20 protein-coding genes and 1 tRNA gene are annotated in these 25,353 nt (G+C 50.7%); 6 read left to right on the forward strand and 15 right to left on the reverse strand.

What is annotated here, in order from left to right:
- Nucleotides 1-37: 37 nt before the first annotated feature.
- Entirely contained in the window at nt 38-490 is a 453-nt protein-coding gene (locus tag JHJ32_RS11270; RefSeq protein WP_079717194.1) for a hypothetical protein, read from the reverse strand.
- 53 nt (nt 491-543) lie between these two features.
- Nucleotides 544-1,734 carry a glycine C-acetyltransferase gene (gene kbl / locus JHJ32_RS11275; protein ID WP_079717193.1) on the reverse strand — a complete coding sequence of 397 codons (1,191 nt, stop codon included), beginning with the start codon at nt 1,732-1,734 and terminating at the stop codon, nt 544-546.
- A gap of 180 nt (nt 1,735-1,914) precedes the next feature.
- Here kbl and JHJ32_RS11280 point away from each other — a divergent pair, with 180 nt between their 5' ends.
- Both JHJ32_RS11280 and idi read left to right on the forward strand, forming a co-directional pair.
- Nucleotides 1,915-3,228, forward strand: coding sequence for a nicotinamide mononucleotide adenylyltransferase (locus JHJ32_RS11280; RefSeq protein ID WP_079717192.1), 1,314 nt, complete (start codon nt 1,915-1,917; stop codon nt 3,226-3,228).
- Nucleotides 3,229-3,282: 54 nt separating this feature from the next.
- On the forward strand, nt 3,283-3,807 hold the full coding sequence (gene idi, locus JHJ32_RS11285) for an isopentenyl-diphosphate Delta-isomerase (RefSeq protein ID WP_079717270.1): 525 nt from the start codon (nt 3,283-3,285) through the stop codon (nt 3,805-3,807).
- Here idi and JHJ32_RS11290 read toward each other — a convergent pair.
- The gene (locus JHJ32_RS11290; RefSeq protein WP_200121024.1) at nt 3,804-4,370 is read right to left on the reverse strand and encodes a hypothetical protein; all 567 of its coding nucleotides are present in this window, start codon (nt 4,368-4,370) and stop codon (nt 3,804-3,806) included. The two genes, idi and JHJ32_RS11290, sit on opposite strands and share 4 nt — an antisense overlap.
- Nucleotides 4,371-4,616: 246 nt before the next feature.
- Between JHJ32_RS11290 and JHJ32_RS11295 the strand changes: the two genes are divergently transcribed.
- Nucleotides 4,617-6,203 (forward strand): S41 family peptidase, encoded by a 1,587-nt coding sequence (locus JHJ32_RS11295; RefSeq protein ID WP_079717190.1) that lies wholly within the window; start codon nt 4,617-4,619, stop codon nt 6,201-6,203.
- Between the two features lie 14 nt (nt 6,204-6,217).
- On the opposite strand, the gene JHJ32_RS11300 is transcribed toward JHJ32_RS11295, so the two are convergent.
- Entirely contained in the window at nt 6,218-6,883 is a 666-nt protein-coding gene (locus JHJ32_RS11300; protein WP_079717269.1) for an ABC transporter ATP-binding protein, read from the reverse strand.
- A 272-nt stretch (nt 6,884-7,155) separates the two neighbouring features.
- Nucleotides 7,156-9,528, reverse strand: coding sequence for an FtsX-like permease family protein (locus JHJ32_RS11305; protein ID WP_200121025.1), 2,373 nt, complete (start codon nt 9,526-9,528; stop codon nt 7,156-7,158).
- 235 nt (nt 9,529-9,763) lie between these two features.
- Between JHJ32_RS11305 and JHJ32_RS11310 the strand changes: the two genes are divergently transcribed.
- Nucleotides 9,764-10,840, forward strand: coding sequence for an aminotransferase class V-fold PLP-dependent enzyme (locus JHJ32_RS11310; protein ID WP_079717187.1), 1,077 nt, complete (start codon nt 9,764-9,766; stop codon nt 10,838-10,840).
- A gap of 14 nt (nt 10,841-10,854) precedes the next feature.
- Here JHJ32_RS11310 and JHJ32_RS11315 read toward each other — a convergent pair whose 3' ends face one another.
- The 6 genes from JHJ32_RS11315 to JHJ32_RS11340 all read right to left on the reverse strand — a co-directional run bounded on the left by JHJ32_RS11315 (nt 10,855) and on the right by JHJ32_RS11340 (nt 18,949).
- Complete coding sequence (locus tag JHJ32_RS11315; protein WP_079717268.1) at nt 10,855-12,099, reverse strand: hypothetical protein; 1,245 nt, start codon at nt 12,097-12,099, stop codon at nt 10,855-10,857.
- Between the two features lie 18 nt (nt 12,100-12,117).
- Nucleotides 12,118-12,660, reverse strand: coding sequence for an NUDIX hydrolase (locus JHJ32_RS11320; protein WP_079717186.1), 543 nt, complete (start codon nt 12,658-12,660; stop codon nt 12,118-12,120).
- A gap of 1 nt (nt 12,661) precedes the next feature.
- Nucleotides 12,662-14,401, reverse strand: coding sequence for a phospho-sugar mutase (locus JHJ32_RS11325; protein WP_200121026.1), 1,740 nt, complete (start codon nt 14,399-14,401; stop codon nt 12,662-12,664).
- A 116-nt stretch (nt 14,402-14,517) separates the two neighbouring features.
- Complete coding sequence (locus tag JHJ32_RS11330; protein ID WP_200121027.1) at nt 14,518-15,405, reverse strand: SDR family oxidoreductase; 888 nt, start codon at nt 15,403-15,405, stop codon at nt 14,518-14,520.
- Nucleotides 15,406-15,475: 70 nt separating this feature from the next.
- On the reverse strand, nt 15,476-16,234 hold the full coding sequence (locus tag JHJ32_RS11335; RefSeq protein ID WP_079717183.1) for an enoyl-CoA hydratase/isomerase family protein: 759 nt from the start codon (nt 16,232-16,234) through the stop codon (nt 15,476-15,478).
- A 6-nt stretch (nt 16,235-16,240) separates the two neighbouring features.
- Nucleotides 16,241-18,949, reverse strand: a complete 2,709-nt coding sequence (locus JHJ32_RS11340) for a TonB-dependent receptor plug domain-containing protein (RefSeq protein ID WP_200121028.1) — start codon at nt 18,947-18,949, stop codon at nt 16,241-16,243.
- A 108-nt stretch (nt 18,950-19,057) separates the two neighbouring features.
- On the opposite strand from JHJ32_RS11340, the gene purD reads away from it, so the two are divergent.
- Both purD and JHJ32_RS11350 read left to right on the forward strand, forming a co-directional pair.
- The gene (gene purD / locus JHJ32_RS11345; protein WP_200121029.1) at nt 19,058-20,332 is read left to right on the forward strand and encodes a phosphoribosylamine--glycine ligase; all 1,275 of its coding nucleotides are present in this window, start codon (nt 19,058-19,060) and stop codon (nt 20,330-20,332) included.
- A 54-nt stretch (nt 20,333-20,386) separates the two neighbouring features.
- Nucleotides 20,387-20,458 (forward strand) — tRNA-Glu (locus JHJ32_RS11350).
- Nucleotides 20,459-20,860: 402 nt separating this feature from the next.
- On the opposite strand, the gene JHJ32_RS11355 is transcribed toward JHJ32_RS11350, so the two are convergent.
- The 4 genes from JHJ32_RS11355 to JHJ32_RS11370 all read right to left on the reverse strand — a co-directional run bounded on the left by JHJ32_RS11355 (nt 20,861) and on the right by JHJ32_RS11370 (nt 25,344).
- On the reverse strand, nt 20,861-21,964 hold the full coding sequence (locus JHJ32_RS11355) for a hypothetical protein (protein ID WP_200121030.1): 1,104 nt from the start codon (nt 21,962-21,964) through the stop codon (nt 20,861-20,863).
- A gap of 230 nt (nt 21,965-22,194) precedes the next feature.
- Nucleotides 22,195-22,968: a sulfite exporter TauE/SafE family protein gene (locus JHJ32_RS11360; protein ID WP_200121031.1), complete on the reverse strand. Its 774-nt coding sequence runs from the start codon at nt 22,966-22,968 to the stop codon at nt 22,195-22,197.
- A complete protein-coding gene (locus JHJ32_RS11365; RefSeq protein WP_200121032.1) occupies nt 22,956-23,387 on the reverse strand; it encodes a DoxX family protein in 432 nt (143 codons plus the stop codon). Before JHJ32_RS11365 ends, JHJ32_RS11360 begins: the two co-directional genes overlap by 13 nt.
- A 172-nt stretch (nt 23,388-23,559) precedes the next feature.
- Nucleotides 23,560-25,344 carry a metallophosphoesterase gene (locus JHJ32_RS11370; protein ID WP_200121033.1) on the reverse strand — a complete coding sequence of 595 codons (1,785 nt, stop codon included), beginning with the start codon at nt 25,342-25,344 and terminating at the stop codon, nt 23,560-23,562.
- Nucleotides 25,345-25,353 lie beyond the last annotated feature (9 nt).

The following is a 25,353-nucleotide window of genomic DNA, read 5'->3' on the forward strand; positions in this document are numbered from 1 at the left end:
TTTTTAAGGGCGCAAAGGTAAGGAAAATCCATGAGAATCAGGAGATTTTTTTATCTAACCGATGGTTTTCAAACATTTCGATGGCGGTCTTAAGGAGCCCCATCTCACCAATACCCAATACTAAAAGTCCGATAGAAACTTCAGCCAACGCTTCGTTGGCTGTCAAAAAAAGGCCAACGCCTCCAAAAACCATGAAGGTAAAGGCCGAAAAAAACAGGAGACCCAACGCGATTTTGCCCTTTTTGGGGCTTTCCCAAATTCGTCTCGAAAGTTTGTTCTGTGTCTTATTGGTATCTTGCAGCGCCGAAAAGCTAATGGCCACCCCCATAAAAAGCAGGATGTTGTTTATATCTTGAAACAGCAAAACCCTATCGCGAAAGGCAAAAATATCATAATACAATTTCCCGATGTAGAACAGGGCAAGCAACATCAGCGGGTATTGCAAGTAACTGATGTAGTGGAACGTATCTTTTATTGATGGTTTTTTCATTCGTTGCAGGAGCTACTGCTTTCGTTACAGCCGAAACTAAGCATACCGTACGATCACTTAATGACCCCCAAATCCTTACCTACCTTCGTAAACGCTGCGATGGCTTTGTCAAGATGCTGCTGATCGTGCGCCGCCGAGAGCTGTACGCGGATGCGGGCTTTGCCCTTGGGCACCACCGGATAATAAAAGCCAATAACATAAATCCCTTCGTCCAGCATCCTGGCGGCAAACTCCTGAGCCAATGGGGCGTCATAGAGCATGACGGGCACAATGGGGTGCTCTCCTGGTTTGATATCAAACCCCGCCGCTGTCATCTTCTCGCGAAAATATTTCGTGTTGTACTCCAGCTTGTCACGCAATTCGGTGGTTTCACTCAACATATCCAATACCGCGATGGACGCCCCTGCGATGGCGGGGGCAAGCGTATTGGAAAACAAATAAGGGCGTGACCGCTGCCGAAGCATGTCGATGATTTCCTTACGGCCGGAGGTGAAACCTCCCGATGCACCGCCCAATGCCTTGCCCAAGGTCCCGGTGATGATATCTACCCGGTCCATCACGCCATGCAATTCATGCGTACCACGGCCCGTCTTGCCGATAAACCCCGTGCAGTGTGACTCATCGATCATGACCAGTGCTTCATACTGATCGGCCAAATCACAGATTTTGTCCAGCGGTGCGACGCTTCCATCCATAGAAAAAGCCCCATCCGTCACGATGATCCGATGCCGGGCGCCCTGCGCGGCTTTGAGCTGTTCTTCTAAATCGGTCAGATCACAATTTTTATAGCGAAACCGCTGCGCCTTGCAGAGGCGTACGCCATCAATGATAGATGCATGGTTCAGCTCATCCGAAATGATGGCGTCCTCGGCACCGAATAAGGGTTCGAACACACCGCCGTTGGCGTCGAAAGCCGCCGCATAGAGGATCGTGTCTTCTGTGCCAAGAAACGCTGAAATCTTGGCTTCCAACGCTTTGTGAATATCCTGGGTGCCGCAGATGAAGCGTACGGATGACATCCCGTAACCATGCGTATCAATAGCCTGTTTGGCTGCCGCGATGACTTTGGGGTGCGAAGAAAGCCCTAAATAGTTGTTTGCACAAAAGTTGACCACTTCAGCACCGCTTTGGACTTTGATAGCTGCTCCTTGGGGACCGACGATAATGCGTTCGGTTTTGTACAATCCTGCGTCTTTGATAGCCTGCAATTCTTGTTGCAGTACGGGTTGGAGGGTTTTATACATGACTGCTGGGTTTTGGTGGCAAAAATAGGCTTTTTTAGGATAAGACGGCGGCAAATCTTATTGTATTTGGAATATCTTTCCATCGAAAGCCAAACACCCCAAGGGTGGGCCACCTAAGCGTTAGGCGGCGGATTCGAATTGTTTCTTTAAGGAACACCATTAAATGGTTACCTTTGTGCCATGGCGCGTGAAATCTATGAAACCAAACGGAAAGCACTAAAAATCAACCTTAATGAAGAAATCTACGGCACATTCGCGGAGATAGGTGCGGGACAGGAAGTCGCCCGGAATTTTTTCAATGCTGGTGCAGCTTCCGGAACCATTGCAAAAACGATGTCTGCCTACGATATGGCGTTTAGCGATGCCATCTACGGCACCGAAGAGTCTGGGCGGTATGTCAGCAGGTCACGGCTGCGGAGAATGCTCGAACACGAGTATAGGCTGCTCACCGAGCGGCTTACTGGCGAAAAATACCAAAACAAACGGCTTTTCGCCTTCGCGAATACGGTGACGGCGCTCAACTTCAGCAAAACCAACGACCCGCACGGTTGGCTTGGCATTCGATTCCAGCACGAGGCCGGTGGAGAGCCCAACGAAATTATCTTCCATGTCCGGCTGTTGGACAGTGATAACCTCCTGCAGCAAAAAGTACTGGGCATCCTTGGTGTGAACCTTGTTTTTGCGGCTTATTATTATAGGCAAGACGTACAAACGATGATCGAATCCTTGGTAGACAACCTCTCACAGGGATCGATAGAAATCGACCTGGTAAAAATCAGTGGCCCAGCCTTCAGGGATGTGAATGAGCGGCTGATTAACCTTTATCTCATTGCCAAAGGGTACTCCAAAGCCGCCATTTTCAACCCGCAAGGTTCGGCCTACCAAAGCAAGGATCTCCTGTATAAAAAGGACATCATGATCCTGCGTACCAAATATCGGCAGAAGTCCAATCCCAATTTTGATTTGTTTAACCTGGCCGTAGACCAGTTTAAGCGCAACCTTGGTATCAAAGACGATAACCTGGTGGTCATGATTGAGGTGCTCATGACCAACGTCCTTGATCAGACACCGCAGTTTACCAACGAAGACCTGCAGTATTTCGCCGAACGTGCGGAATACCTTTGTAGCACCGGCAACCATATTTTGGTTTCCAACTTCACCCGAAATCATTACTTAGCTGAGTACCTGGCCCAATTCAAGCCACGCAATGTTGGCATTTCAACGAATATCTCCAATCTACGGAATATTTTCAACTCCAAGCAGTATACCAAAGGTAATTATACCGATGAGCTGCTGGCTTATGTAAGCGGGCTGTTTAGCAAGAATGTGAAGTTATATGCATACCCGTATCTCAATAAACAACACAATCAGATTGTGACGACGGCGAACATGCCGGTATCGGACGAGGCACGGCCGCTCTTTGAGTTTCTTGTGAAGAACAACTACATCATTGACATCGAAAATTACGATGAGCGCTATGTAAAAACGGTGTAAATGGCGGCTGGTAAGTGGCCAGTGACGGCCTGTGGGCCTGGCAAAAAATACGGAATGAAAACAGAAAATGTCATACTGGTTGATGAATACGACCATGAGTTGGGTGTGATGGAGAAGTTGCAGGCCCACCAGCAGGGAATGTTGCACCGCGCTATCAGCGTTTTCGTATTTGATAAGGAAGGCCGGTTGCTCCTCCAGCAGCGGGCTGCCCACAAATACCATAGCGCCAACCTGTGGACCAACACCTGCTGCAGCCACCCTAATCCCGGCGAGGCAGCATCCGCGGCGGCACATAGACGACTGCACGAAGAGATGGGCCTCAAAACTCCCTTGACGTTTGCCTTTACCTTTGTATACCGCGCCGCTTTTGACAACGGCTTGGTCGAGCATGAGTTTGATCATGTATTCATCGGACAGGCTGCTGGCCTGCACCCCACACCAAACCCCGATGAAGTAGCCACCTACCGCTGGGCAAGCGCCGCTGAGATCGAGCACGAACTGCACACGCACCCGGAGGTTTATACCGAATGGTTTAAACTGATTTACAAACGGGTGTTCGAACTAGCTAAACAAATTTAGTGTAGCCGCTTCACCAACTGCTCCTCCACAGCTTTGAAGACTTGCTGTGGCTTTTGGTTGCGCCAGCTCATGTCATTAAGTACACCGCCGAAATTAATAAAGTAATCGATGTTGTTGGATTTGAATTCGTCTACCACGTGGTCGCGGAAATTGATTCCCGCTATCCAGCCATCTTCGATATCCTGAAACCACTCCTCATAATAGCAATCGTCAGACGAATGGAAGTTCAATACATTTTCTCCGATCATGATGAATTTGCTGATACCTGCATCAATCATGATGTCAATCACCTCGCGCTTGAGCAACATGATATCATTGTAGATGGCATCGTTCCATTCGCCAATCAGCTCAATGATCGTGTAACCCCGCTGATAATCAGAAAATAAAATCTTGAGATACAACGTGCTGGAACCGAAGCTATCCCATTGGGGATGCAATAAAAAGTTATAGATCTGCTTGTCAAATTCAAACTCGCTGTATTCTGTACCGTAAAAAGGGGATAATTCATCTTCAGCAGCGACGTAATCATCTCTCCAGCGGTAATAAGGCTCAATCTCGTGCATCGCTTTTCCGTATTATATTTTTACAAACTTAGCTAAATTGCTGTTTAAATGCAATTTGTGAAACGGTATTCAGTCACGATTATTCGCGGCACAACCGATCAAATTGCGCCGGGGAATGACACATAGGCTGTCGATGGAAAATCGGGCGATTCAAACGGCGCAGCGTGTGTATAATTCATGCAATTTTTATGCGATAGCCACCAAAAATGCAGAAAACTATTTAATTTAGCGCAGGTTATCAATGATATGCGCAAGGAGACAAGAAGAAACCTGTTTATAGCAGCCACATATGGCGCTGCCTTATTTCTTGGTATATTGCTCGGGCAGAACTACGCGGACGAAAATTCGCGCACGGGCGGGGCTAGCCTATTGCCGTTAGGTATTTCTGAAAAAACGGGTAAGGTGCAACGCATCATTGATCTCATTGCCAGCAATTACGTAGACAGTGTAGATATCGACCAGTTGCAGCACCTGGCCATCGATGAAATTGTGAGCCAACTGGATCCGCATTCCGAATACTTGCGGCCCAATCAGGCGCTTAAGCAACATGAAACCCTCGAAGGCACTTTTGAAGGTATCGGCATCGAATATTACATCCTCAATGATACGCTGATGACCGTTGGGCTGATTAACGGTGGGCCCGCACAACGGGCCGGTATACGGGTGGGCGATAAACTTATCGCCATCAACGGAGATACCGTGGCCGGCGTGCGCATCACGGATAAAGCCATTGAAGGAAAGATCCGTGGGCGCAAAGGCACAGCCATTGAAATCAGCATCAACCGCAATGGGAAGGATTTGCCGCTGCCCATTAAAGTAATGCGTGACCGCGTGGAAGTGAGCAGTATTGATGCCGCGTATATCATTGACAGCGCTACAGCATACATCAAAATCAGGCGTTTCGGGGCCAGAACAGCTGACGACTTCAAGCAGGCGCTCCAAAACCTGAAGAAGCAGGGCGCACAGCGGCTGATATTGGATCTAAGGGAAAACGGCGGCGGGTATTTCAACGCAGCTACGGCGCTGGCCAGCCAATTTTTCGAAGACAAGCGGCTGATTGTATATACAGAAGGGGCACATGAGCCCCGGGTGGATTACTATTCCAGCGCCAATGGCATTTTCGGCGAGGGCGATCTGGTGGTGCTTATTGACGAGCAATCGGCTTCGGCCAGTGAGATCGTAGCCGGTGCCATACAAGATCTGGAGCGGGGCATTATCGTTGGGCGCCGATCATTCGGCAAAGCCCTCGTTCAGGAGCAGTTTGGCTTTGGCGATGGCTCAGCGCTCAACCTTACCGTGGCCCGATATTATACCCCGCTGGGCCGATCCATCCAGCGTTCGTACACCGTACATACCGGCAAGGATGTGCAGGTTACAAATTTGCCGGCCCAGGGAAAAAGTGAGGTAGATACCATCATCTATAAAACCGAATCCGGCAAGCTGGTGTACGGTGGCGGAGGCATTTCTCCCGATATATGGGTGCCTATTGATAGCAGCGGTATCAGTGCGCTATACCGCAAAATACGGCGGGCCAACCTCATTGAGACTTACGTTTACGGAAGACTTACCAAGTCCTTGCCTGCCTACGCGGTGGAAAACTACTTAAAAGGCTACTTCCTGCCCGACAAGGAATACCAAAATTTCCTGCAACACATACGCGAAAAAGGCATTGAATACACGCCGAATGAAGCAAACGCCGTGAAGCCTCTGATCCGTACCGATATCGAAGCGTTATTGGGCCGTTATTACTTTGGCAGCGAAGCCTTTTTCCGCGTGCGAAACCGTTCGGATAATGTGCTCGCTCAAGCCTTGTTAACTTTGCAAACAGAGTAGTAACCTCAATAAGCTTATTTCACGACTTGCCCATCCAGCAGCTCAACAATCCGGTTGCCGTATTCGGCATTTTTCTCCGAATGTGTCACCTGAACAATGGTAACTCCGTCTTCTTCATTGAGTTGCTTGAACAGATTCATGATGTCTTCCCCTTGTTTGGAGTTGAGGTTACCTGTGGGCTCATCTGCGAGCAACAACTTCGGTGTAGTAGCCAGCGCGCGAGCAATGCCCACCAGCTGTTGCTGGCCTCCGGAGAGCTGGGTTGGAAAGAGGTCTTTTTTGCCCACGATACCAAACCGATCGAGCAGATCACCGACAATAGCCTTGCGCTCGCCGCTTTTCAGGTTTTTATAAATAAGTGGCGTTTCGATGTTCTCGTATACGGTAAGCTCATCGATAAGGTGATAGGCCTGAAATACAAAGCCTATATGCTGCTTGTATAGCGCCGACCGCTGTTTTTCTTTCAGCCCCAGCACATTCTCGTTCATGAAAAAGTACTCCCCTTCATCAGGTTCATCCAATAACCCCAGGATATGGAGCAACGTGGATTTTCCGGACCCTGACGGCCCCATGATTGAAACGAACTCGCCCTCGGCGATGTGGAGGTTGATGTCTTTCAGTACAAACGAGCGGCTGCCGCCCACATTGTACCATTTGAATATGTTGTTTAACTGAATCATTTCTTTTGTTGTCAGCTTTTGGCTTTCCGCTACCCGGTTTTGCTTTCTGTCAAACTTAGATAAAGTTGCCTTTATATGCAATTTATAATCACGTCCGTTAAAAACGCAGTGTGTCGATCGCTCCGTGGTCGCCCAAATCGTTATGCCAGCTATGCCAAAATCCTTACCAATATTTCAATAAACTCATTATAAAGCTTTTAAATAACCAACCGCATCCGTACTGTCCGGATTCGGACAGCGGCTGTTCGGATTCGAACATCGACGGCGAGCCATTAGGCTTCCTTCAGCGAATCAACGGGATTGGCTCTTGCAGCGCGCGCCGATTGGTAGGACACCGTGAATAGTGCTATCAATAATGCAAAAAAGCCCGCCACGGCAAACATCCACCAGTGTACCGTGATGCGGTAAGCAAAGCTCGACAGCCAGCGGTCGACCAAAAGGTAAGCCAAAGGCAACGCAATAAGGTTAGCCAGCATGAGTATCCTAAGGAAAGGCTTATTGAGCTGTATAAAGAGCTGGCTCACCGAGGCTCCCAGTACTTTTCGGATACTCATCTCCTTCTGCCGGATGCTGACATTGTATGCCGACATGCTGAATAGGCCCATTATGGCAATGGCAATCGACAGAACGGTAAACGCGCTGAATGCCGACTCCAATTGTACCTGCTGCGCATGCAGTGCTGCGTACTTCTGATCCACAAACTCATAGCGGAAATACTCGCCGTCCAATCTGTTAATGGACTTCCAGTCTTTTCCCAGCGTCGCCAATGTCTCCCGAGCGGTCCCCTGTCTGGTTTTCACCAGAATCTCCGTCTTGTACTGTCCGCATGGGTTCTTTATCGAATATACGGTGGGCGCTACCAGTTGCTCGAACCCTGCTATCTTGCTGTCTTTGACCACACCAGCGATCTGGAAGTCGGTATCGCATCCCCGGATGGTTTTGCCGATGGGGTTTTGTATGCCGAAGGCTTTCACCAGCGTTTCATTGACAAGAGCCCCCTTTGCCGAGTCGGCAGGAAACGCATCGGTAAACGACCGCCCCTGCAGGACTTCCATACCCATCGTTTCTACATAGTCAAAATCCACTGCAATGTGATCGGCCCGGTGTGTTTCATTTGCATACACAAACTCCTTTTTTGCCGGGCCGATTCCTCCAGGGACACTTGTAGCTACCGTCGCATATTCGATGCCGGGGTAGGCCTGCATCCGATCACGAAACGGCTTAAAATCTGCTGGGTTGTTCAGCAGCATGGCATTCTTGATATAGATTACCTGCGCGGGGTCGAACCCTTTGTCGCCATCGCGCACATAATCCAGTTGCCTGTTGATGATGAGCATTCCGGAGATGAATACCACCGCGATGACAAACTGGAATGTCAACAAAGCATGACGAAACCAAGCGGTACGGTGGCTAGTCTGGAAATTACCTTTCAAAATGCTTACCGGGCGATAACCTGATAAGATGGCGGCTGGGTAAATCCCCGATACGAGCGCCGTCATCACCGCCGCGAGCAATAGTTGCCAAGCCTGCTGTCCGCCGGAAGCAACGGGGGCTAAGTCGTAAGCCAGCCACTGCTGCAACCCATCCCGGCAGAGGACGACCAGCAACCAGGCGATCCCTGCAGCCAATACGCATTGGATCACCACCTCGCACATAAACTGCACGGCCAGCCCGATGCGACTCACGCCAAACACCTTCTTAATCCCAATTTCCCTGGCCCTCCTGTTAGCCTGGGCAATCATCAAGTTCGCGAAATTAATCCCCGCCAGCAAGAGGATGACCCCCGAAAGAACGGCCAACGCCCAAACGGTAATATATCCCGTGTTTAAGCCGTGCTTCGGCTTAAGGTGCAGGTTTTTCAGCGGATCAAGGTAGGTTGTCCCCTTCGCAAATGCCGACGTGGCCACGTGGTGCTGTTGGGAGATTTCCTGCTTATAGAGGTGCTTGATCTTTTTATCCAGCTGGTCGATATCTGTGCCCGGTTTTACCTGAATGTACGTTTGGTAGGGGAGCGGATCCCCCAGTCTGTCCCCCGCAAGATCGGGCTTGAAAAAGATGGCATCATAGGTAAGGTTAGACAGTTTCCGGGGCTTGGTGACACCATGGATGTGATAATACATACCGCTCTGCTCATTTTGCAGGGCAATAAGCCGGGGCTCGAACGTAAGCCCCGCACTATCTGGAAATAAGGCCTGCGCCATTTCCGGTGTTATCAGATTCAACTCCGGATGATCACCCTGGTGTACAGCATTCCCAAATACTTCAATACCAAACATGCGTATAATGGACAGGTCGGCGGCCTTCCAATCGTTTACGAATGCCTGTCCGTCATCGCTGATAAACGGCAGCTCATAGGGAAAATAAGATACCCGGCCAACCTCCGTCACTTCCGGCAATGTTGCTTTAATCGCGGTGGCCAATGCCGGTGGGGTAAGATCAGTATTATTTCCTTGATAACTCAGCCCTACCAAGTAGATCTGGTTGTAATTCGCATTCCACCGGTCATAACTGGTTTCCCGGTTGATATAAAGATAGGCCAGAATGAATCCGGCGAAACCCATCGCAAGACCAAGAATATTCAACGCGGTGAACAGTTTGGTCTTAAGTGCATTGCGCCAGGCAATTTTTAAGTTATTCAAATTCATGGAGTACTTGTTTATAATATGATGAGCGATCGGAAAAATCCCATTACCTTAATATCATTGATCTATCAATTTCACGACCAAACGGTTAACCAACTGTTAGTCAGTGAGCGACTTTGGCCCTTCGACATGCCCATGTCCGAAAACGGACAACAGGTGTCCGTTTTCGGACAGTATCCAATAACTATTCACCAATTTATGCGTTTCGCAATTAAAAAGGATTTTGCACCTTTACAACATGGATTCAACATGGTTTCCGGTATTGCAGCACTGGACATATCTAAACACCGCAAGTTCAGGGATTTTGGCGCAGCCCGTATTGGCCTGGCGCAGGCAGCATGACGAAGCGTTTGCCGACGAGGGCAGCCAATTCAGGATAGCACACGAACCCTTGCTCCAGACTACCAGACAAGCAGTCGCCGACTTCTTCAACGGCTCCACAGATCGAACAGTTTTACTGCCCAATTTCTCTTATGGGTTTAATACACTCCTTTCTTACTTTCCCAAAAACTATCGTTATCTTCTTTTAGCGGACGATTATCCGTCAATCAATTACAACATAGAGCGGCTGGGACTGCCCCGAAATTATGTGCCAACCGATGAACACCTGGAAACGCATGTGGCCGCTGGCGTGCAAGAGCATCAACCGGATGTGTTTGCGTTTAGCTTAGTGCAGTATATCAGTGGCATCCGAATAAATTTTGATTTTCTGAAAGACTTAAAACGGCAATACCCAAAGCTGCTCGTTATCGCAGACGGCACACAATATTGTGGTACGGAGCCGTTTGATTTCAGCGCATCGGGAATAGATATACTGCTGGTGAGCGGTTATAAATGGATGCTCGCCGGCTATGGCAACGGATTTATGATGGTCAAGGAAGACATTCCCGAACTGCTCCGCCCTGCAGGCAAGGATGCGCCCAAGCCCCGGCTCCACCATTTACTCGGCAAAAACGACCTGTCGTTTGCGTTCGAGCCCGGGCATCAGGACACATTGGCCGTCGGCACACTGCTGCAGGCCATCAACCTTTTCCAAACGATTGCCTTCCCTGCCGAAGCCTCGCGGCTCCGCACACTGGTTACTACCGCCCATGAGGCCTTTGCTGAACGGAAGCTGCTCGATGAGCCTGTTGTCAAACGGGCATCATTCTCACACGGTACATTCTTTAATTTAAAGGGCGACCAGCGCCTCTTCGACAAATTGATTGAAGCCAAGATAAGCTGCGCTATGCGTGGACCGGGTATCCGCGTGGGCTTCCACCTGTTCAACACGCCAACCGATTTGCAGCGATTACTCGACGTTTTGGATGGTTGAAGAGCTCTCCTGGGCTAAAAAACTTCGCCCAAAGACAAGCGGAATCCGGAATAGCTCCTGCTGAACCCATAGTCAAGCGCGATATTCGTTCCGGAGTTTTTGTTGAATTTTATCCGGAGGCCGGCACCACCACCGGGATTCCACGTCCAAAAGAAGGTGCTTCTTGGGCCGTTTACGGTATTGGCGTTGGCAAACACCACAAAGCCGAACAGGCCGTTGGCGGTGAGGTCCCTCCGGTATTCGGTTTCGATGTAATAAAGGTATTTCCCCCGATAACGGCTTTGCTCAAATCCACGGCCAGAGCCATTATACGTATCCCAACCGATTGTAGGCAAGTCAAGGTATGGCGCATTTGAATTAAAAACAGTCCAAAAATAACTCCACACGGCGATCATATGCTGGCGGTTGGGATTGGCCGTCAACCGGTGATACCGTTTGACATCGATGTACAGCGATTCCCAGGACTCTCCGCTGCCCATGAACTTAGGATTTACCCGAAACTGGAGGTTGACATAGTTCCCGTCGATGGGGTTGATGGAGTTTGCCCGCGTATCGAACAGCAGGTTCAGGCTCAAGCCCGAAGATATCGTCCGTTCAGCCGGCGCGGTACCATAGGGATAGCCGGTATAATCACGAAGCCGGGTATCTTCAGCCTCGGCATGTATACCCATACGGATATCCAAATTATATCCTCCACCAATAAAGAACCCCTTTCCTATCCGCTTCAGCAAGTGTTGGTAGAAACGGAAATACGAATAGTCTACCAGTAGCTTTTCGTCTTCGCTATACTGCCTCCCCAGGCCCCATGTATGCTGCGGATATTTAAGGATACGGGTGTCGCCGCTAATAACCCATTTATTTTTATTGAGCCAGATATACGACCGTATCGGAAATCCATACCGCCTTTTGAAGTTCCAATAAGGCGTAAATGTAGCCCGCGACATGTATGTATCCTTGCGATCACCGAGATAAAATCCAGCCGTGGTACTTGTAATCAGGGCATGACCGCCGCCGGGCACGGAAGTAGAAAAGGGAAGTGCCGAAAAATAAAACTTTTTGCCGGTGCTGTCCGGCCCGCGGGGCGGCTCCATTTTTATCACGCGCTTCGCGATGTCTATCAGGTCGCGCTGTAGGCTGGTGTCTGCCTTGACTTCGGTTATTTCCACTTCATTCGACGGGCGCTGGGCATATAACGCCGTGCAAAGAAACCATAAAGCCACCGTTGTCCAGTAGCAGTTGCCGACTTTGACGGTATGCATATTGCGGTCCAAATCTGCCTATATCATTTCCAACTTTGCCAGGCCATAAAAAAGCGCAGCGGTATGCAACGCCTGTCCAAACCGATTGTCGAGCAGCAACTGCTTTAGCTCATCAGGAGGTACCAGCACGACATCGATCGCCTCCTGTTCGTCGAGCTGCTGCTCCTGCACCTTGACGCCACCTGTAAGGAGATAGGAATAAGTCCTGTTATTACTTGTGGCCGGATTCGGAAACAGCGTAGCTATCGGTTCGATATGATCAAACCGATAGCCTGTTTCTTCCAACATTTCGCGTGTAGCCGCAGCGATTGCATCTTCGCCGGGGTCTATCACACCGCCCGGAATTTCGAGCACATCCTGTTTTACGCCATGGCGATATTGTTTGACCAAAATAAATTGGTTGTCTGCCGTTAATGCCACCATGTTTACCCAGTCGGGGTACTCAAGCACATAATAAGCCGGCACGATATGACCATTCGGCATGCGGCAAACATCCCTGCGCAGTACCGCCCAAGGTGCTTGTACAAGGTATTCCGAAGATAAGGTTTCCCAATGCAGCATATTAAGCGATATCTTGCATAATGCGTTCCACCCGTTCGTCCAGCTCCCGGCTTACCCGCTCGAAGTCCTGCGAACCGGAAAGCGGTTGCCTGACGCTGCAATAAAACTTAATTTTCGGCTCTGTACCCGATGGCCGAGCAGAAACGACATCCCCATCTACCGTAATAAATTGCAAAACGTCTGACTTAGGCAGGTTGATGATTTCGCGCTCACCCGTTTTCAGGTTGTATGATTCGCTGGTTTGGTAATCTTTGATCGCTTCGACATCAATGCCGCCGATGACCTGTGGCGGTGCGCTCCGCAGACGTTCCATCATGGCCTGGATTTCTTCTGCCCCGGCTTTTCCCTTCTTGGTTAATGAAATGAGCTTTTCTTTATAAAAGCCATGCTCGACGTATAAGTCAATGAGTGCGTCAAAGAGCGTCTTGCCCTGATCCTTATAGTACGCTGCCATTTCAGCGATAAACACTGCCGAAACCACGGCGTCTTTATCGCGTACCAGCTCACCCACAAGGTAGCCATAGCTCTCTTCGCCGCCGACAAGGAATCGTCCGTTGCCGTTTTTAAGCGTAATCAGCTCGCCGATGTATTTGAAGCCGGTGAGTGTATCGTAGTAGGTGACGCCATATTGCTTGGCAATGTCTGCGATGAGGTTGGTGGTTACGATGGTCTTTACCACATAATCATCCGGCAGGAGATCCCCTTGGTCCCGTTTTGCCGAAAGCACATAGTTGACCAGCAAGCTTCCGATTTGGTTGCCGTTAAGCAGCTGATAGTCACCCTTGGCATTTCTTACTGCCGCCCCTACACGGTCGGCGTCCGGGTCGGTAGCAAAGATGACATCCGCTCCGATGCGCTTACCTTCGGCCACAGCAAGCGACATGGCCTCTTCCTCCTCCGGATTGGGATATATCACGGTGGGAAAATTGCCATCAGGCGTCGCTTGCTCAGCCACAACATTCACGTTGGTAAAACCCCAACGGTCCAACGCCGGCGGCACCAGGGTAACCCCTGTGCCATGTATCGGCGAAAAGACAATTTTTAAATCGTTCTGCCGTGCAACCGCCTCGGGACGGATGGTTAACTTGGCAATGGCATCAAGGTAAGCATCATCAAGCTCTTTGCCCAATAAAACAATGTTTTCCGCTATCGGGCTAAACTTGATTTCATTCAAGTCTTCGATGGCGTATACTTCCTTAATTACGTTTTTATCATGAGGCGGCACCAGCTGTCCCCCGTCGTTCCAATAGGCTTTATAGCCATTGTATTCCTTCGGGTTGTGCGAGGCGGTAAGCATAACGCCTCCGTGGCACTGCAAGTGGCGCACCGCAAAAGAGAGGTGGGGAGTGGGCCGAAGTTCGGCAAACAAGTACACCCGGATACCATTTGCCGAAAACACGTCTGCCACCAACCGTGCGAACCGCTTCGAGTTATTCCGGCTATCGTAGGATATAGCAACTTTCACCTCCTCGGATGGATAGACCTTAAGCAAGTAGTTGGCCAATCCCTGGGTAGCCCGACCAATAGTATATTTGTTCATCCGGTTGGTACCGACACCCATGATACCGCGAAGGCCGCCCGTGCCGAATTCCAGATCTTTGTAAAAACTATCCGTCAAGTCGGTGTACTGACCGGTGTCAAAAAGCTGCCTTACAGCACCGATGGTTTCCTCATCATATGGCGCAAGCAGCCAAGCTTCTGCGCGTGCTTGTGTTGCTGGGTCTAAATTCGTTGTCATCATGGGTTTTCTATTTGTTTATTGCTCTCAATTGTTGCTCTCAAACTTAGATAAATTGCCTTTGATATACAAATTATGGAGTGGCCTTGGCTACGCAATTAGTCAGGCGATGGCCTCGCTCAGCCCTTGGCTTGTCGTATGCGCTGTGCCAGCGTATCCCACACATCATCCGGGACGATTCGAAGGCCATTGAACTGCCCGGCTCCTTGAAGCCATTCGCCGCCGTCGATGGTGATCACCTCTCCATTTATATACGATCCAAAATCGGACAGCAGGAACGCAGCGAGATTGGCCAGTTCCTGGTGCTCGCCCACGCGACCAAGCGGTATCCGGTTTTTGAGATCAAGCTGTGTCGCCAGATCGCCAGGCAGCAACCGATCCCAGGCCCCCTGTGTAGGGAACGGCCCCGGCGCAATGGCGTTGCAACGAATCAGGTGCCGGCCCCATTCTACCGCCAACGAGCGTGTGAGGGCAAGTACACCGCCTTTGGCGGCCGCCGAGGGCACAACGTATGCCGACCCGGTGAACGCATAGGTAGTGACAATATTGAGGATGCTTGCCGGCTGCGCCTGCGCAATCCAATGCTTACCGAAAGCCAGTGTGCAATTGACCGTGCCTTTCAGCACAATGTCTATAACGGATGAAAAAGCATTAGAAGATAAGCGTTCAGTGGGCGAGATGAAATTGCCCGCCGCATTGTTGACCAACGCGTCGACCCTGCCGAATCGGGTTAATGAACGCGTCAACAGGTCATCCACCTGTCCGGCGTCCCGCACGTCGCAAGCGAGAGGAAGAACCTTCCCGCCAGTGTGGGCTTCCATTTCGTCCGCAGCCTTTTGCAATACATCTATCCTCCGGCTGGCGATGATTACATGGGCACCCAGCTGCAAAAAATAAGTAGCCATGGCCCTTCCCAATCCGGTGCCACCACCGGTGACAACGATGGTTTTGCCGGCTAATGCACCTTCACGCAGCGCACCTTGCACTTTATTTGTTTGATTATCCATCCGTTTATGTATTACCCTTGGTCCATAGCACTCCCATACCCGCACATACCGACCGGTTATAAGCTCGCCATCACCGCTTCAGATTATCGATAATGGATTTAATAATGGAGCGGGTGGCAGGCGACCACCATTGTTGTAATATCGCCTCAATGGTATCCTCCTGATCGGCTTCAAAGGCATCAATCACCGATTGCCTCATGTTGCGCTTGCTCCGCCGCCATGTATTCCGCTCGTATTGCGTATATTTTGCCAGTTGCCGCCCGGCAGCCGTACGGATACTTCGCGCGTCTACCACTTCGTCTACCAATCCCGCTTGGAGGGCCTCTTGAGGTTTAAATAGCTTCCCTTCCAATAAATAACGATAAGCCGCTGCTTCCCCCAACCAAAAGCCATACAGTTGAAAAATGCTGGCTGGCACGATGATGCCCACGGGCACTTCGTTGAGGCCGATAATGTAATCGCCATCAGCCATCACCCGGTAGTCGCAGCAAATAGCCAGCACACACCCACCGGCCGGGCTATGGCCACTGATGGCTGCTACCGCCGGCTTATCAAAGGCGACAAACGTCCGGACGAAGTCCATAAACGTGTGCCAAAACCGGCGGACCTCCTCCTCGTTATAGGCGTATAAAGCTATCAGGTCGAGCCCGGCACTGAAAAAACCGGATTTGCCATGCAAAATAAGGCCTTCGATAGCAGGATCCACCTGGGCAGTGACTATCGTTTCCTTCAGCTCCTCCAGCATTTGCTGGTTAATGGCGTTTGATTTTCCACTATCCAAATAAACATGGGAAACTCGTTCGTCTACGGTATTCTTGATAAAATCCATTATTGCTTAGTCTACTTTAATGTAATGCACCGCACGCCCCAGGCGTCCATCTACATCCAACCCTTCTACCAGAATGCGGTAAGTACCCGGGCTACCAGCCGTATAAAATTGAAATGACGCATGGCCTTCCGGATCGGTCACGATATGAGGTGTCCAGTGGATGGTGGTACGGAGATCTTTCATTCCGGCCAGCGAATCCACAGGTGCGTCATAGTCAGGCGCATAGAATTCCCTTACTTCGTAATAGCCCTGCGGGCTATGCGTGACAATGCCGGGCGTGTACAGGTCGCGGTTGTATCCGCCGCTGTCGCCGCGTTTGGTCGTAATGATGAGTACGCCACCGCCACCCCGGCTGCCGTAAATCGCCGTGTTGCCGACCCCCCTCAGCACCTCGATGGTCTCCACGTCAAACGGATTGATAATGGAAAGCGCGCTGGGTTCCATGAACATCCCATCCAGCACGATTTGCATGGGCTGGTTGAACGACCGGGTTGAATAAGGGATACCGTTACGAAAAATAACCCCTAATAACCTACCTTGCAAACAGATGTCCAGCGTGGGGCAGCCCATCATAAGCTCGTCGGCCGTGATGACCTGATCGGCATTGCCAGGACCATTCAGGTTGCTCGAATGCCGCACCTTTTTCTCTTCGGCTTCCCGCGTTACTTTGACTTCCTGCAACAGGATGGTCTTCTCTTTAAGTCCATACCGCTCCATCTCGACAAACTGCTCCTGCGTATTTTTGAGGTAAGTACTGATGGACTGGTTGACGTCGACAGTTGCATCGGGCGTATTTTTATTGCGGGTCACTTGCTGCCGGGACACCTCATCCAGGTGGACGTCCACGTTCCTTCGGCCGCGCTCATCGCGCGCCTGCACGACAAACTTTGTATTGTCATAAAAAAGCAGCCGGTCAAAGCTAAACCGCCCATCGGACCCCGTAACGGTATCGATTACGGCCGTAACGTTGCTGGTAGACAAGATGGTCACCGTCGCGTTGGGCACAGGCGTCTTCCCGTCGCGCTTGGTCACGATGCCACTGATGCGCAGATCCTGCTCGGGATGGTAGGTGATGGCCGGTGTTTTTCCTGCCATCAATTCCGGCCAATTGATTCGGCTCCACCCCTGGGTAAGCATGACATTATCAAGCTGCCTCCGCTTGGCGATGTCCATTTCTTCGAAGTAATATTCCGGTGTCTCGATGTAGCCCTTGATATCGGCGCTGAGCAGGAGGCTGGCATAAATACTCCCTTCGCGCATACCGCTGTCAACGGGCACTTTAGCCACATCTATCACAGCAGCGGACAGTGTAGCGATGCGACTGGTATCCGATTCGCGCCCCACGTTCACCGTTACCGAGACCTTTTGCTTCTGCCCATAACGGTCTTTGTCTGTAGATACGGAGACCGGCAGCACGGATTCTTCGTTCATATTGAAAATGGTCCGTTCCGCCAGGGGCTTCATCTCCGCGTCAAACAAGGTTATTTGCACCACTCCCGAAGGGATGTGTTCGCGCGGTACAGAAAAGACTACCTCCTGTTTTGATAACTTACTCTTTGAGGCATAGAAAATCATCCCGTTTCGTTGCAGCAGCAAGTTGATTTCTTGGCCTTTGACCACGTCTTTCGTGCCTGTCGCCTGCACAAAAATCTGCTTATCCAGCTCATTGTTTACGGCCAGCGCATAGCCGGAAGCAGCCACCTCCGGAAGCGCCTGCTCCCCTTGACTCCCGTCTGCATAGGTTACTTTCGCTATGTACCTGCTCCCCGATTGCGGGATAAAGCTAAAATTACCCATTCCGGCGTAGGTCGACTCAAATTCGGCAATGCGTACGCCGGTCTCATCTTCCACATGCCCGCGCACGCCGACGCCCAGGCCTTCAGGAGCCAAAGCCTTGAACGCCACCTTGGTCAGATTCCCCGCCAGCAAATGGCCGCTTTCCGGAAAAAACTGAATGCCATTGGCCTCGGAAGTGGTCTTCAGCGGTATGGTTTTCGTGACCCGCCTGTTTTCCGGCGTAGACAATGCCAGCGCTATCTTTCCCGTTTTCAGGTTGAATGGTTGTTTGTTTACAAACGCAAACGCTATCCGTCCTTCCTCGTCTGTCTTTGCTCGGCCCCGGTCGATATTCCGCCCCTCCATATCCACTTCGTAGGAAACGTCCATGTCGGCCAGCGGCCCCCCTCTGATGTCCGTAAATGCGATGGCTGCGTTTACGGTGTGCGTAGGTGAGTTTTCATAAGAGAACGAGCTGGATGTGACAATACTATCCGTGCGGGCATTTCCTATGGGCAACACCCGATCATAAAAAATATCATGATCAAAATTCCGCATCCAATTGGTGTACGCACGGATGCGGTAATTGCCCTCCGTGAGCGAGTCAGCAAGCCGGAAGTCGCCCATGGTCACTCCGGCAATAAGCGGCAGCCGGATGGACTGGACAACTTTGTCGCCAGGGCTGATGAGATCAACGTACAGGATTTTGCTGAGACCGGAAAGGTTATTATACGCACCGATAGTGACATAGCCCTTAAACCAAATATCATCACCTACCGTATAGTAGGGTTTATCCAAATGCAGGTATACCTTTTCCTGAGGATACGCTTCAGCGTAGTTACTAAGCGTTTCCAGCACCTCGTTAAGCACAGTATCCTGTGGATACAATGCCTGTACAGAAAACCAGAAAACGACCAATATAGATATCGTGCGGTGCATACGTAAATAATCTTACACAAGATAATGGCTCAAGTGATAAACAAGCATGATGTACATTGGTTTTATACCTATAGTGGTAAATATAGTCAAAAAAAATATCTTTGCAAGATGAACATCCTAATTATCGGCTCAGGCGGCCGGGAAAGCGCCTTTGCTTGGAAAATCGCCCAAAGTCCGCAACTTACCCAATTATACATTGCCCCCGGTAATGCAGGCACAGGCCGCTATGGCCAAAATGTACCGCTCAAGGTTACCGATTTTGACGGAATAGCAGACTTTGTGTTGCAGCATAGCATAGACATGGTGTTGGTGGGTCCGGAAGAACCGTTGGTAAAGGGTATTCACGATTATTTTCTCGATCGCACCGATCTCAGGCACATCCCGGTCATCGGGCCCCAAAGAGCAGGGGCACAGCTGGAAGGCAGCAAGGATTTTGCCAAGCAATTCATGGTGCGTCATGGGGTTCCCACAGCTGCTTCGCGCTCCTTTGACAAAGCTACGCTTGCAGACGGATTGGCTTATCTTGAAACGCAAAAATTACCCATCGTGCTCAAAGCAGATGGGCTGGCGGCAGGAAAGGGAGTGCTTATTTGCACAACGTTGGACGAAGCCAAGAAGGAGCTGCAAGCAATGCTTGCAGACGCCAAATTCGGTGAAGCAAGCAGCAAGGTGGTCATCGAAGAATATTTGACCGGCATTGAACTATCTGTTTTCGTGCTCACGGATGGCGACAGTTATAAAATATTGCCTGCCGCAAAAGACTACAAGCGCATCGGAGAAGGCGATACGGGGCTCAACACCGGCGGTATGGGTTCGGTATCGCCCGTACCTTTTGCTGACAATGAGTTTTTAGATAAGGTGGAGGAACGTATTATCGTGCCAACCATCAATGGGCTGAAAAAGGATGGCATTCCTTACAAAGGTTTTATTTTTATCGGCTTGATGAATGTCGGCGGAGATCCCTATGTCATTGAATATAACGTGCGGATGGGCGATCCCGAAACCGAAAGCGTACTTCCGCGGATTGACAGCGACCTACTTGACTTGCTGCAAGGCGTGGCGAAAGGTGATTTATTCGAACGTTCGTTTACCCTCTCGCCGAAAACAGCAGCTACCGTAGTACTTGTTTCGGGCGGATACCCGGGCAACTTCGAATCAGGCAAGGCCATAAGCAATGTTGAAAACGTGAAAGATTCCATTGTCTTTCATGCCGGCACGAAAGAAGAAAACGGCGTAGTACAAACAGCGGGAGGTCGCGTATTGGCCGTCACGGCCTTGGAAGACACCCTTTTTGATGCATTGCAACAAGCCACGGCCGATGCGGGGCGCATCTACTTTGAAGGGAAATATTTCCGTAAGGACATCGGATTTGATTTGTTGTAACGTATCCTATTTGTAAGATATTCGAATAACTGTATATTTGCAGTCCCTTCCGGAGGCCCATTCGTCTATCGGTTAGGACGCCAGATTTTCATTCTGGAAAGAGGGGTTCGATTCCCCTATGGGCTACTACTCAAGGAGGCACAGCTTATCAGTTGTCTCCTTTTTTTATGTCCATAAAAACTTACGAGCACGGCATAAACCAGGCGACGTTTTACAACCCTCCCCAAAGGGGCATTGAAAGCCTGTTCTTTGGGCTATGGCTCATTCCAATGGGGCGTATCGTAATCCGTTAGCCACGGATGCCGGTCTGGCTTGGCCGAACGTCGGTTATTGGCGGCATCGGTTACCTGCTAAGCACGTTTATCGATTACACTGGGATTGAAATCCTTACCTGGAGGCTCTGTTTATTCCGGCAACCATCGGGGATTTCTGGATGATTGGCTATCTATTGGTTTATGGGATACGGCCCCTGAATGGGTAGTCAAAATAACGGCTGCGGAATACGGCTCGATTTATTGACGTTATTCATTAACGAATATCCTGTAGCACCCCCTTCGGATCCTTGAAAAAAACGCCGGATGTCGTTGTCAGAAACACATATCCTTCAAACTCGTTGATTGAAGTTATAGTGTGGTTTTGCAGGTGCTGGTTATCCAGCTCCCGGGCGGACATCCCGCTCTGGCTGAGCGAAACCTCCCATAACCGCTCATTGCGGTATCCGATCGTCTTCCCGTCGACCCGGGTTAACGTTGACCGGTAAAGGTCGGAAGGAACCTCATACAATTCCGTCCAAGTAACGCCCTTGTCGGTCGAGGCGAACATCGTTCCTTCCCCCATTCCATAAATAACAGATTCAAGACCCAGCACGCTATATATCGGCTTTGGCAACACCTGCGATACAGCGCCGGCTTTGTCAATCTTATAAAAGTTTTTGGCGGTCGACACAAAAAAGTCTTCCTCGACAGACTGAATGCGTTCCAAATTGATCCCTGCGTCGTCATCAAGGGATATTATGCGAGTTTGCAGGGTATCGATTGCGCTTTGTGAATCCATTTTCGTTACCTGAACGTCAATCAGTGCCAGCCTCAACACAGACTTTCCCTCAGCAGTTGCCAGGAAAGGAACCAGCACTTGGTTGGCATTGTTGATTGCCATCGATTCTCCATTGATGGGATCAATAAATGCAAACTCCGAAAAATCCGGATCCAGCCGCTTCATGCTGAAATAGACTTTTCCGTACGGCAATAAGGGGCTTAGGTTAGACGTAAAGGCGATGGTATGGGATGCTTTGTGATAACCGATAAAAAAATCCGGAGACAACGGGAGCCTGGCCTTTTCGGGCTGGTCAAAATCCTTTGCATACCGCACAATATGCGCATCAAAAGGTTCAAGTCCATTTTCTTCGGCGACGGGCTCCATGGCCACCAGACCGTTGGAACCGATGAAAAACAGTTTGTCCGAAGTGGGCATACTGTTCATCTGATTCACGTTGTCGCCAAGAAAGAAACCATGCGCTTTCCATTCCGATTGAACGGGATTATCATCAGCCTCCCTTTCGCCTCCTAGTTCGTTGCTCTTTTTGCAACCGGTCAGCACAAGGAATACAATAAATGTAACGGGTAACCATCTCATTTTTTTGCAATGAACTGTCTTTGGTAATAGGCATAAAAATACCAATAAGTTCCTGTGGCAAACAGGTTGCTATATTATATATTTGTTAATTTTCAGCCGGTAAGTACAACGTTGGGGCCATCAATTGAAGGAAATCGGTATAAAAGTGATAGCGGTATATCGCTGCTCCGTCAGATCAAGTTACTTGCAAGCGAATTTGGCGAGAAGGAGTTCCACGTTAATGGGAGCAGCTAAATCCATCCCGCTCCCAATGCAAGGGAAACGGCAATCAGCATCACAGCAACCAGTACCTGGATGGATTTTAGGGTTATTTTCTTCAGCAGCCGGTTGCCCACGTAGGCACCCAGGATGCCCGCGCCGGTGGCACAACCCACCAGCATCAGGTTGTCATGAAGGTCCGATGCGACAAAACGCGTGGTGTAGACCGATAACCGCGTGAGGTCTACAACGGTAGATACCACCACAGCCGTACCCACAAACGCTTCCTTGGAAAGCCCGGCCTTGATCAGGAAGGCGCTGCGCATAGCTCCCTGATTGCCCGACAGACCGCCAAAAAAGCCACTTAACGCACCCCCAAGAATTAGCTTATCGCGGCTGAATGCCAAGCGATTGAAATACGGGGACAGCTCCATTAAGGCAAATACGATGAGCAGGATGGCAACGGTGAATTTAACGGGATAAACCTCGAATACATTGCCGCCCAGGCTATATGAGAACAACAAAGGCAGATTGCTCATTCTTAGCATCAGCCATGCGCCGAAAAAAGCGGCGATGACCGCCGGAACACCGAAACGTATGGCGACCGATCGGTCAGCATCTCTGCCTACCAGGACCAGTTTGAACAGGTTGTTGAAGAAATGAACCACGCCGGTGAGCGCAATGGCGAGGTCTACCGGGAAGAAAACCATGAACACTGGCGTGAGGATGGTGCCGAGACCGAATCCCGAAAAAAAGGTGAGCACAGCTACCACGAAGGCAGCCAATGACAGGATCAGGATTTCCATCGGCTATTGATTTTACGATCAATGGACCAGCGACCGCCACCACGAATAAGCAGAAAAAGGCTGCCCAACAACATGGCCCAATCGGTACGGCTGGCATGCATCATGGCCCAGAAACCCTCGCCGACAAGGATATCAGCCTTGGTGGTAGCCATGGCCACCAGCATGATGCAAAGCAGCGGGATGGCTGCAAACCGCGTAAGCAAGCCCAACAGCACCAATGCACCGCAGATCATCTCACAGCTCCCCACAAAAGGCCCCAGGAACTCCGGACCGGGCAGGCCTATTTTGGCAAACCGCCCAACACCGAGTTGTTCGGCAAACATGAATTTTTGTACGCCTTCTGACAGGAATACGATCCCGACCATCAACCGGATAATGATGGTTGTCGATGACTTATCTGTTTTCAATACATATTTCATCGGGGTGTCTGTTAGTTATAACAAAATTAACACACTGAGCCGGCATCAAATGGTCTATTTGAAAATATGATGGTATAGCGGGTATGCAACGTCAACGATAAACCTGCCGCATAAACAAAATCCTGTCCCGCGGTTGCGGGACAGGATTTTGGCAATTAACGTATACGGCGGTTTACTTTTTTAGCAGTTCGAGGTAATAGGCTTTGATCGCATATGGCAGGTTGACCACCTCGTCGATGGACGCTTCCATGGGAATACGTGTTCCATCCTCCAGGATCACCGCTTTTTCCGCCGGATCAAACACGGCTGCCTGCACCCTGCCCGAGCCGTTGTAGTCGCCCGGTATGGGCAGGTCTCCCCGTTTTCCAAGCGTAGCCAGGGGGGCCTCCTGTCCATAGACCAGCCATTCGCCGGTCGCGGGGCGCCAGACGGCCATATCGGCTTTACCGTCGCCGTCGTAATCCGCCGGTACCGGTACGTCGCCCTTTTCGCCGAACGGCACATTACCCACCGTTGCAATGTACCACGTGTTGTTGCTGAATCGCCAGACCGCCCGTTCTGCAGCACCGTCTCCATCGTAGTCGGCCGGCACCGGCACCGACTCCGCCCACCCGTGCTTTACCGGTTCACTTCCGGCCACCAGCCACTCTCCGGTACGCGGACTCCATACGGCCACATCGGCAACGCCATCGCCGTCGTAGTCTGCCGGCACCGGCACGTCGCCCACCTCGCCCAATGGGGTCGCCTCCCAGTCATTCAGGTAAAATGCCGCCTCTGCCCGGCGGTACACCGCGGGGCTGGTTTTGCCGAAGTGGCGGTAATACGAGGGCACGGGAATATCGTCTTTCTGGCCCAGCGATGCTTTGATCCCTTCGGCGTCATACCAGTTGCCGCCCACGAATCGAAAAATATCCGCTTTGCCATCGAAGTTAAAATCGAACTGCCGACTGGCAGCAGCCTCCCGGAAGAGCGGCACGGTAAACCGGCTGTCGTCGTCCGTTTCTTCCAACCCGTGGTACGGCGACAGCGTACGCACATGCAGCACGTCTTTTTCCAGGTCGAATGTCAGCAGCCGCATGAGGCCGTTCCCTCCCATCGGCCGGCTCTGATAGTCCGACAGCATCGTCTTGACGGTATGCCCCGCATAGGTATCCTGCCGGTAGCCTTCGCCATTGGCGCCCACGTGACCGCACAACATCAGGAACACGTTGGGTTGCGTCTTGATCCGGTCGTACAGCCGCTGGCCCTGTTTACCGAAGGCCGCCGGTCCGGCGACATTACTGCCCGCTACCGGATTGAAACCCAGTATGTAATGACTCACGATGATCGCCTTTCGATCGCTGTAGCGCTGCAGCAATTCCACCGCCCAGTCGTTCATGGCATCCTGCTGTTCGTCAAAAGCGTCGTATTCAATGTAGATGATAATCAAGTCCAACCCACCAGCAGAGACAAGGTCGTAGTGGCTGTCGTTATCGTCGCCGAAATGCCCGCCATAGTAGTCGCGCCCCTTAAAATGGTCCACCCCGAAATACTTATTGTAGTTTTCCGTTTTGCCGGTTACCGCAAACTGGCTGGGATGCTGGTCGTGGTTACCGATCGCCAAGCCATACGGGAGGCCGTGCGGCAGGCCGGGAAGCGGTTCCTCGAGTGGATACAGGGCCTTCGCCGCATTAACCCATTGCTCTGGCTGGCGATCACCCTTGTCGGTAATGTCGCCCACATGCGCCAAGTATACGATATTTTCTTTCTCGCGGTTGTCCAGCACCCACTGGATCATGCTTTCAAACAGCGCATTATTACCCCCTTGGCTTTCCTCCGTGTTGTACTGGGTGTCGGGGATAACGGCAATGGAAAACGTCTTCGTCTGTCCGGCGTGTTCAGCAGGTTGCGCATAGACAGCCCCGGGCGCTATCAGTACCGCGGCATAGAGCAGGTTTATCAATTTTTTTATCATCATATTCATCGA

Origin of the sequence: Parapedobacter sp. ISTM3, assembly GCF_016533505.1 — a bacterium.
GTDB lineage: Bacteria > Bacteroidota > Bacteroidia > Sphingobacteriales > Sphingobacteriaceae > Parapedobacter > Parapedobacter luteus.

Coding starts and splice junctions, on each gene's coding strand:
- JHJ32_RS11280 (WP_079717192.1), top strand. CDS start 1,915: ATGGCGCGTGAAATCTATGAAACCAAACGGAAAGCACTAAAAATCAAC.
- JHJ32_RS11270 (WP_079717194.1), bottom strand. CDS start 490: ATGAAAAAACCATCAATAAAAGATACGTTCCACTACATCAGTTACTTG.
- JHJ32_RS11310 (WP_079717187.1), top strand. CDS start 9,764: ATGGATTCAACATGGTTTCCGGTATTGCAGCACTGGACATATCTAAAC.
- JHJ32_RS11355 (WP_200121030.1), bottom strand. CDS start 21,964: ATGAGATGGTTACCCGTTACATTTATTGTATTCCTTGTGCTGACCGGT.
- purD (WP_200121029.1), top strand. CDS start 19,058: ATGAACATCCTAATTATCGGCTCAGGCGGCCGGGAAAGCGCCTTTGCT.
- JHJ32_RS11320 (WP_079717186.1), bottom strand. CDS start 12,660: ATGCTGCATTGGGAAACCTTATCTTCGGAATACCTTGTACAAGCACCT.
- JHJ32_RS11290 (WP_200121024.1), bottom strand. CDS start 4,370: ATGCACGAGATTGAGCCTTATTACCGCTGGAGAGATGATTACGTCGCT.
- JHJ32_RS11300 (WP_079717269.1), bottom strand. CDS start 6,883: ATGATTCAGTTAAACAACATATTCAAATGGTACAATGTGGGCGGCAGC.
- JHJ32_RS11305 (WP_200121025.1), bottom strand. CDS start 9,528: ATGAATTTGAATAACTTAAAAATTGCCTGGCGCAATGCACTTAAGACC.
- JHJ32_RS11330 (WP_200121027.1), bottom strand. CDS start 15,405: ATGGATAATCAAACAAATAAAGTGCAAGGTGCGCTGCGTGAAGGTGCA.
- JHJ32_RS11360 (WP_200121031.1), bottom strand. CDS start 22,968: ATGGAAATCCTGATCCTGTCATTGGCTGCCTTCGTGGTAGCTGTGCTC.
- JHJ32_RS11370 (WP_200121033.1), bottom strand. CDS start 25,344: ATGATGATAAAAAAATTGATAAACCTGCTCTATGCCGCGGTACTGATA.
- kbl (WP_079717193.1), bottom strand. CDS start 1,734: ATGTATAAAACCCTCCAACCCGTACTGCAACAAGAATTGCAGGCTATC.
- JHJ32_RS11335 (WP_079717183.1), bottom strand. CDS start 16,234: ATGGATTTTATCAAGAATACCGTAGACGAACGAGTTTCCCATGTTTAT.
- JHJ32_RS11325 (WP_200121026.1), bottom strand. CDS start 14,401: ATGATGACAACGAATTTAGACCCAGCAACACAAGCACGCGCAGAAGCT.
- JHJ32_RS11340 (WP_200121028.1), bottom strand. CDS start 18,949: ATGCACCGCACGATATCTATATTGGTCGTTTTCTGGTTTTCTGTACAG.
- JHJ32_RS11295 (WP_079717190.1), top strand. CDS start 4,617: ATGCGCAAGGAGACAAGAAGAAACCTGTTTATAGCAGCCACATATGGC.
- JHJ32_RS11315 (WP_079717268.1), bottom strand. CDS start 12,099: ATGCATACCGTCAAAGTCGGCAACTGCTACTGGACAACGGTGGCTTTA.
- JHJ32_RS11365 (WP_200121032.1), bottom strand. CDS start 23,387: ATGAAATATGTATTGAAAACAGATAAGTCATCGACAACCATCATTATC.
- idi (WP_079717270.1), top strand. CDS start 3,283: ATGAAAACAGAAAATGTCATACTGGTTGATGAATACGACCATGAGTTG.